This window comes from Streptomyces sp. NPDC015345, assembly GCF_043078805.1.
GTDB lineage: Bacteria > Actinomycetota > Actinomycetes > Streptomycetales > Streptomycetaceae > Streptomyces.
Genome location: NZ_JBIBTX010000006.1, coordinates 177,535 through 185,465 on the forward strand (window position 1 = coordinate 177,535; position 7,931 = coordinate 185,465).

The 7,931-nt window shown below is 69.8% G+C and carries 7 protein-coding genes; 4 read left to right on the plus strand and 3 right to left on the minus strand.

Annotation, left to right across the window (positions count from 1 at the left end):
* The first annotated feature begins 1 nt into the window (after window position 1).
* Complete coding sequence (locus tag ACF062_RS25060; RefSeq protein WP_392141394.1) at window positions 2-1,012, plus strand: HEAT repeat domain-containing protein; 1,011 nt, start codon at window positions 2-4, stop codon at window positions 1,010-1,012.
* Between the two features lie 21 nt (window positions 1,013-1,033).
* Here the strand turns inward: ACF062_RS25060 and ACF062_RS25065 are convergent, their stop codons facing one another.
* Window positions 1,034-1,759, minus strand: coding sequence for a nucleotidyltransferase domain-containing protein (locus tag ACF062_RS25065; RefSeq protein ID WP_392141396.1), 726 nt, complete (start codon window positions 1,757-1,759; stop codon window positions 1,034-1,036).
* Window positions 1,760-1,871: 112 nt separating this feature from the next.
* On the opposite strand from ACF062_RS25065, the gene ACF062_RS25070 reads away from it, so the two are divergent.
* Window positions 1,872-3,227: an ankyrin repeat domain-containing protein gene (locus ACF062_RS25070; RefSeq protein WP_392141398.1), complete on the plus strand. Its 1,356-nt coding sequence runs from the start codon at window positions 1,872-1,874 to the stop codon at window positions 3,225-3,227.
* An 11-nt stretch (window positions 3,228-3,238) separates the two neighbouring features.
* Here the strand turns inward: ACF062_RS25070 and ACF062_RS25075 are convergent, their stop codons facing one another.
* Complete coding sequence (locus tag ACF062_RS25075) at window positions 3,239-4,006, minus strand: NPP1 family protein (RefSeq protein WP_392141400.1); 768 nt, start codon at window positions 4,004-4,006, stop codon at window positions 3,239-3,241.
* A 126-nt stretch (window positions 4,007-4,132) separates the two neighbouring features.
* Entirely contained in the window at window positions 4,133-5,080 is a 948-nt protein-coding gene (locus ACF062_RS25080; RefSeq protein WP_223778509.1) for a methionyl-tRNA formyltransferase, read from the minus strand.
* A 248-nt stretch (window positions 5,081-5,328) separates the two neighbouring features.
* On the opposite strand from ACF062_RS25080, the gene ACF062_RS25085 reads away from it, so the two are divergent.
* Both ACF062_RS25085 and ACF062_RS25090 read left to right on the plus strand, forming a co-directional pair.
* The gene (locus ACF062_RS25085) at window positions 5,329-6,681 is read left to right on the plus strand and encodes a lysine N(6)-hydroxylase/L-ornithine N(5)-oxygenase family protein (protein ID WP_392141402.1); all 1,353 of its coding nucleotides are present in this window, start codon (window positions 5,329-5,331) and stop codon (window positions 6,679-6,681) included.
* A gap of 120 nt (window positions 6,682-6,801) precedes the next feature.
* Window positions 6,802-7,845 (plus strand): iron-siderophore ABC transporter substrate-binding protein, encoded by a 1,044-nt coding sequence (locus ACF062_RS25090; RefSeq protein ID WP_392141404.1) that lies wholly within the window; start codon window positions 6,802-6,804, stop codon window positions 7,843-7,845.
* Window positions 7,846-7,931: the final 86 nt, after the last annotated feature.

Consider the following 7,931-nt stretch of genomic DNA (forward strand, 5'->3'; position numbering starts at 1 on the left):
AGTGCTGATCGGTGAGGTGGCACGACGCTCCGGGGTCAGCGCCCGCATGCTCAGGCATTACGAATCGCTCGGCCTGGTGCGGCCGACGGGCCGTACCGACACCAACTATCGGGAGTACTCCGGCGACGACATCCAGCGGATCTTCCATATCGAGAGCCTGCGGTCACTGGGGCTGTCCCTGCGTGAAGTCGGGCGCGCGCTCGACGACCCCGGCTTCACGCCCTCGGGGCTCGTCGACGACCTCATCCGCCGGACGCGCGAACGCATCGCGGCCGAGACGGAACTGCTCACGCGGCTCCGCCGGATCGGCGCCGCGGAACCCGACGGCTGGGAGGACGTCCTCCAGAGCGTCGCCCTCCTCCAGGCCCTGGGGTCCAAGAGCCCCGAACAGCGCCAGCGAGCCGCCCTGTCCTCGGTCGAAGAGGTTCCGGTGCCGGTGGAAGCGCTGGTCGAGGCGGCGCTGAGCGAGACGGATCCGAACGTCGCCGGAGCCCTCCGATGGGCGCTGGCGCGGTCGGGCGACGAGGGACGGCCTCTGCTGGCGAAGGGCCTCGGCTCACCGGCGGCCGAGGTCCGCGAGCGCGCCGTCCAGGCCATCGCCGAGATTCCGAACGACGAGGCGACCGCACTGCTGCGGGAGGCGCTCGCCCACTCCGACGTCGTGGTCCGACGGCACGCGGCGCTGGCGCTCGGGGCCCGTGGAGTGGCCGAGGCGGTGCCTACGCTCATCGACATGGTCGTCGAGCAGGCGAACGACGTCGATGCCGCCGACGCGCTGAGCGCCCTGGCGAGCTGTCATCCGGCGTCGGCGGACGAGATCGCCACCGGGCTCATCGCCCGCCTCGCCCACAACACCCCTGGCTCCCCGTTCCGCAGGCGACGGCTGACCGAGGCGCTCGCGGAGATCCCGGGGGTCACGGCATCGCGTGCGCTGGCGGATCTGTCGCATGACGACGACCGCGCCGTGGCCGTGACGGCGACGTACGTCCTCGGGATACGGGAGGCCCGCTAGCGCACTGACGTCGTCGACCGGTCAGGCGCGCCAGCGGTGGGAGTAGCCCTCCCGCAAGGGCCCGCCGAGCAGGTCGAGCACCTGCTCCACCGCGGTGGCCAACGGCCTGGCGTCGGCGTGCTCCGCCACGGCCTGGTGACCGTCCAACAAGGCTTTGCCGATGGACGGGTCCGCGCTGAGCAACCTGCGCGGGAGCCACTTGCCGATGCCGGTCCAGGCGCCGTGATGGGCGGTGACCAGGTCCGCTGCCGTGCGCAGGGCGTGATCGGCGAGGGAGAGCTGTTCGTACCGGTTGTCCGGCGGGGCGTCGACCAGGTCGTCCAGGAAGCACGTGAGGACGTAGCGCCCGTGTTCCCACTCCGCCGCGGTGAGCGGAGGCGGCCCGGCGGCGAGGGTGTCCCGGGCCAGTCGGCACATGCGGGCCATGTGCCCGTGCGGATCGGCCAGAGGCAGGCCCTGGGCGTAGATGAAGAGGACCGTCGCGCGACGCCGGGCCCTGTCCCACGCGAAGAACTCCGGCACGTCCTCAAGGGTGTTGAGGAACAGTTCGACTATGCGACCGTCGTGACGGACCACCTCCCGACGGCTGGTGTCCGAGTCGGGAAGGAGGACGGCCACGTCCAGGTCACTGGCCCGGGTCGCCCGACCTTGAGCGGCGGAGCCTCCGAGGACGGCGCCCAGAGCGTGCGGAAAGAGCTCCGTGACCACACGGAGAGCGTGGGCCTCGACGGTTTCCTGATCATCCATGGGTGCTTATCGTGCCACTGTTGGGCGCGCGATCCGCAGTACCTCCATGGCGGTTGGCGTCAGGCGGGGGATGGGCGGCGGGTGTCGGCGCGCTTGTGGTCGAGGGGGATGGGTGAACGAGGACGGACTCGGTGGCCGGCTCTTGACGGCGGTCCGGGCGGGGGACGCCGACGCGGTGCGGACGCTGCTGGCCGACGGTGCGGATCCGGACAGCGCCGGTGCGGACGGACTGCCCGCGCTGTGCGTCGCGGTGGCCGCGTACGACGAGGCGGTCACCGAAGCGCTGGTGTACGGCGGAGCCGACCCCGACCGGGTGCTGCCGGACGGCACCACGCCCCTGTGGCGGGCCGTTGACGGCGGCTCACCGGCGGTCTTCGGCGTCGTGCTGGGAACGGACGCGCGGGAGCGGCTGCCGGAAGCTGCCCGTGAGCGGCTGCTCGCCCTGGCGCGGGGCTGGTACGAGATGGGGGCGGCCGAAGAGCTGCGGCGCCGGACCGGCGCGACGGGCCCCGCCACCACGACCCGGGTCCCGGGGGGCGCGTACGACTGGGTGGAGGAGGTCTCACTCGGCGGACGCGTCGTCAGGGCCGGGCACGGCGCCATCCTCACCTGGCTCGAATGGGCCTTCCGCGTCCTGACACCCGTCGACGAACTGGTCGCCCGCGCCGTCCGGCGGCGGGACGAGGACCATGTCGACTGGACGGCGGCCCGCTGGATCCTCGTCCAGCGGCGGAGCGACGAGACCTGGTCGGCCGTGGCCGCCCACCGCCACCACCCGGACCCGGCGTACCGCCGCTTCGTGACGGACTACGTGCGGATGCGGTCGCTGGTGGACTCCGGGCACCGCTCCTACCGGAAGAAGGAGGGCGAACTGCTGGCCGCCTGGGCCGCCGAGGAGACGGACGCCGAGATGCTCGCCGAGGTTCTCACCGCGCTCGCCGAGTACGAACACCCCGGGCAGGAGGCCGTCGGGCTCCGCCACGCCGACCACCCCGACCCGCGCGTACGCCGCGAAGTGCCCTGCCTCCTCATGGCCGATGACGCGGGCCCGCGCTCACCGGCGGCCAGGGACGCGGTGCTCGCCCTCATGAGCGACACGGACGCGGAGGTGCGGCTCAGTGCGTGCTCCGCGGCGGCGGAGCACGACGACCTTCTCCCGGCGGCGATCCGGACGCTGCTCCTGCTGGCGAAGAGCCCGGTCGTCCCCGTGCGCCACGGGGCCGCGGTGACACTGGCCGCTTCCCGTGACCACACGCCCGCCGTCGCGGACGCCCTCGTCACACTGCTGAACGAGGACGAACAGCTGGTGCGTCTTGAGGCCGCCTGGGGGCTGGCCCGGCGCGACGACCCGCGCACCGAAGAGGCGTACGAGCGCGTGGGCCCCCTCGGCCCGGGCTTCGAGCACGACCACCGGGCCCACGCGCTCGGGGAGTGGAGAGGACGCAGGAGGGGCCGGGCCGCCGGGTGAGGGCCTTTCGGTCAGGCGTTGACGTCGAAGGGCACGCCGGAGGGCAGCGCCGAGGCCAGATGACCGGGGAAGCTCGCGTCCTTCAGACCGAAGGTGGCACTGCCGAAGTCCTGGGCGCTCAACTTCTCCCGTACGCCCGCCGGATAGCCGTTCCAGCCGACGAGGGACGGGAACTGCCATGCGCCGCGGTGGTTCTCGGGCGGCTCGTCGGCCGCGTTCGCGGGGCGGAAGCAGTGCGTGCCGATGCCGTCCTTGTGAGAGACGACCTTGGGGTGGGTGCCGTCCCAGCGGATCCGGTCGCGCGGGTAGATGTCGAAGCGGCCGTGGGCAGAGGTGGCGACGTACTCGGCGCGGCCGTCCTTGACCCACACCACCACGTGCTCCCAGTCGTGCCGGTGACCGCCGAGTCCGCTGCCGGCGACTGCCTGGTCCTTCTCGAAGTAGAGGCCGTAGAGGATGGCGCACCAGCCGTTGTCGCACTTGGCGCGGGCGTAGCCGTTGGTGTTCGCGAGGTCGCTCGCGTCGTGGCACTGGCCGTTGAGAGCGCCGCCCGGCTTGAGACCGCCGTTCACGGTGCCGTCGGGGGCGATGGCGGGAGTCGGGTAGCAGCCGTCGCCGTCATAGTCGTACGCGGGCTGGAACGTCTGCTCGATGGCGTCGGCGTTCGCGGGCAGGGCCGGTGGCGGGGCGGCGACGGCCGTGCCCGCGAGGGCGATCACCAGGGCGAGGGCGCCGGTGGCGGACACGGACGTTCTGCGGATGGCTCTGCTCGGCTTCACTGCGGTCTCCTGCGTCACGGTGGGGGCACGACAGATTTGTCATGCCCCCACCATCAGCAGGTGACGCTTACGTTCAACGTCTGTGAACAGACGCGGAATTGAGCGGTGGGTTGCGGAGCCCGGCCGTCAGGGGCGGCTGGTGAGGTAGCCGCCCATCGACGTGAAGTACTCCGTCGCGGGCAGCTCGCGGCCGTCCTCGGTCCGGACTCGGGTGATGGCGAGGCCGTGGTTGCGGCCGGTGCGGGCGTCGGCGCCCGCGACGATCACCACGCCGTCCCCCTCGCGGTAGAAGACGCGGCCCGGGGTGCCGCCGTAGCGGTTCTCGGAGACGACCGCGGAGACGACTTCGAGCCGCTTGCCCTTGTGGAAGGTGAAGGCGCTCGGGTAGGGGGCGGACTGGGCGCGGACGAGACGCTCCAGATCCTCGGCGGGCCAGTCCCAGTTGATGCGGATGTCTTCCTCGGCCCGCTTGTGGAAGAAGCTCGCCTGCGACCGGTCCTGCTTGGTGAACTCGGTCTGCCCGGAGGCGATCAGGTCCAGGGCGCCGATCGTCACCGGGGCGATGAGGTCGACCGTCTTGTGGAACAGGTCGGTCGCCGTGTCCGTCGGCTCGACCTTCACCGCGCGCTGCATCACGATGTCGCCGGCGTCGAGCTCCTCGTCCATCATGTGGCCCGTGACGCCGACCTCGCTCTCGCCGTTGATGAGGGCCCAGATCAGCGGGGAGAAACCGGCGTACTTCGGCAGCAGCGAGTCGTGGATGTTCAGCGTGCCGTGGCGGGGCAGCGTGTAGATGCGCGGCGGGATCCACGTACGCCAGTTGTTGGCGACGATGATGTCGGGGTCGGCCTCCTTGAGGCGGTCGAACAGCTCCTCGTCGTCGGGGCGGTTGCGGATGACCACCGGGACGCCGTGCTCCTCGGCGAGGTCGGCGACCGAGTCGCTCCAGATCTTCTCGTACGCGTGCTCGCTCTTCGGGTGGGTCACCACCATCACGACGTCGTGCTCGGAGTCCAGGAGAGCTTGCAGGGTCCGATGACCCCAGGTCTGGTAACCGAACATGACGACCCGCATGTGTTTCCTCCTCGGAGAGCAAAATGAATCGCACTTAGTAAAGCAAGCCTTACCTAACGGTGCAACAAGTGCTCTTCTGTGGTGAGTTCAGTGCCCGTAACTCGCACTCTGTCCGATTTGTCGGGTCGACAGGTTGGCCGGATCAGGTTAGCTTTACCTAAGTTCCGCTGGTCGCCGCCTTCGGTGTGCCCGGTCCCCTTGATTTCATCCACGCCTGACAGGCGGCTGTCCCGCACGATGGGAGTGACATGTCTCAGGTTCTTCCTGGCGACGCACCTCTGATTCACGACCTCATTGGAATCGGCTTCGGGCCGTCCAATGTGGCCATGGCGCTTGCGCTCAGCGAGCACAACGCGAAGGTCGGCAGGCAGGAGACCGTCACCGCTCACTTCTTCGAGCGCCAACCCAGCTTCGGCTGGCACCGCGGCATGCTCATCGACGACGCGACGATGCAGGTCTCCTTCCTCAAGGACCTGGTGACGCTCCGCAACCCGTCGAGCGAGTACACCTTCCTGCGCTACCTGCAGAGCAAGGGCCGCCTGGTCGACTTCGTCAACCACAAGAACCTCTTCCCGCTGCGCGTGGAGTTCCACGACTACCTGGAGTGGGCCGCGGCGAAGGTCGACGACATGGTCTCCTACGGCCACGAGGTCATCTCCGTCGAGCCCGTCGTACGCGACGGAGTGGTGGAGTACGTCGACGTGACGGCCCGCTCCGGGGCGGAGACGGTGGTCCACCGCGCCCGCAACCTCGTCATCGGCACGGGACTTCGCCCCGTCGTCCCCGAGGGCGTCGAGCGCACCGACCGCGTCTGGCACAACTCCGACCTGCTCGCGAAGGTGGACGGCCTGGAGGGCACCGACCCCACCCGCTTCATCGTGGTCGGCGCCGGCCAGAGCGCCGCCGAGAACGTGGCCTACCTCCACCGCCGCTTCCCCAAGGCCGAGATCTGCGCCGTATTCTCCCGCTACGGCTACAGCCCCGCCGACGACAGCAGCTTCGCCAACCGCATATTCGACCCGCAGGCGGTCGACGAGTACTTCACCGCCCCGGACGACATCAAGCGGCAGCTGATGGACTACCACGGCAACACCAACTACTCCGTGGTGGACATCGACCTCATCGACGACCTGTACCGCCAGGCCTACCAGGAGAAGGTGCTCGGCACCGAACGGCTGCGGTTCATCAACGTCTCGCGGCTCACCGGCGTCAAGGAGGGCGACGGCAAGGTCCGCGCCACCATCAAGTCGCTGGTCACCGGCGAGGCGAGCGAACTGGACGCCGACGTCGTCGTGCTCGCCACGGGATACAGCCCCGCCGAGCCGCTCGGCATCCTCGGCGAGGTCGGGGACCGCTGCCACCGCGACGAGCGGGGCCGGGTGCGGGTCGAGCGCGACTACCGCCTCACGACCGATCCCGAACTGCGCTGCGGCATCTACCTCCAGGGCGGCACCGAGCACACCCACGGCATCACCTCGTCGCTGCTCTCCAACACCGCGATCCGGGTCGGCGAGATCCTCGACTCGATCATCGACCGGGGCCTGAAGTCCGCTCTGGACGAGGCCCGGCCGGTCGCCGACGGCGTCGGTTCCGGGCGCTAGAGCCCTACTCCCCAGGGGCTCTCCGCCCGAGTCACCCCCCACACGCCTTGCCCCGCCGCAGCGCCGTCGTACGCCGCGGGCCTCGGCACGCACTGTGAAAACCCCGTGAAAGGAACAACCGTGTCCACTGGTACACGCCCCGCGCTGACGCGGCTCGTCAGAAACGTCCCCCGCGTGGCCGTCGCAGCGGTCGCCGCGCTCACCCTGGCCGCCTGTGGGGGCGGCGACGGGAACTCCGAGACGAAGTCCTCGGGCGAGAGCGGCGCCAAGTCCGGCGCCTTCCCCGTGAAGGTGGAGCACAAGTACGGCACCACGACGATCGACTCCGAGCCGAAGAAGGTCGTCACCCTCGGCCTGTCGGACCAGGACGCGGTGCTCGCGCTCGGCGTGAAGCCGGTCGGCGCGGTCGACTGGTTCAAGGAGAAGCCGTACGGCAAGTGGCCCTGGGCCAAGGACAAGTGGGGCTCCACGAAGCCCACGATCGTCGGTGAGCGCGACGAGTACAACATGGAGAAGATCGCCGCGCTGAAGCCGGACCTCGTCATCGCCCAGTACTCGGGGATGAAGAAGGAGCAGTACGACACGCTCTCCAAGTTCACCAAGGTCGTCGCGCAGCCCAAGGGCTCGCCCGACTACGGCGCGTCCTGGCAGGTCATGACCCGCCAGATCGGCAAGGCGCTCGGCAAGGAGGCCGAGACCAAGAAGCTGATCTCCGGCATCGACGCCCGCTTCAAGGCCGTCCGCGACAAGCACCCCGAGTTCGCGAAGAAGACCCTCTCCGTGGCCGACAGCTTCGAGGCGGGCAAGTACTCGGCGTTCACCAAGACGGACCCCAAGTCGATCTTCTTCTCCGAGCTCGGCTTCAAGCTCAAGCCCGAGATCGACAAGCTCGCCAAGCCGGGCGCGAACGTCGCCGACCTCAGCGCCGAGAAGCTGAACGTCCTCGACGTCGACCGGCTGGTGTGGGTGACCTCCAGCACCGAGGCGAACGACCGGATCAAGGCCGAGCCGCTGTACAAGAAGCTGAAGGTCCACCAGGACAAGCGCGACCTGTTCGTGCCGTACCAGGACCCGGACGTCGGTGCCGCGTTCTCCTTCAACACCGTCCTCTCCATCCCGTACGCGATCGACGAGATCGAGCCGATGCTGGCGGACATCAAGTAACACCCCACCGCCGAGGCGGGGCCGGCTGACGAGGGACCAGGAGAGACCACCACGCGACGGCGCGCCGGACGGCGCGCCGTCGACGG

Excerpts from the sequence above, each read along its gene's own strand:
- ACF062_RS25080 (WP_223778509.1), bottom strand. The coding sequence starts at position 5,080 with ATGCGGGTCGTCATGTTCGGTTACCAGACCTGGGGTCATCGGACCCTG.
- ACF062_RS25085 (WP_392141402.1), top strand. The coding sequence starts at position 5,329 with ATGTCTCAGGTTCTTCCTGGCGACGCACCTCTGATTCACGACCTCATT.
- ACF062_RS25065 (WP_392141396.1), bottom strand. The coding sequence starts at position 1,759 with ATGGATGATCAGGAAACCGTCGAGGCCCACGCTCTCCGTGTGGTCACG.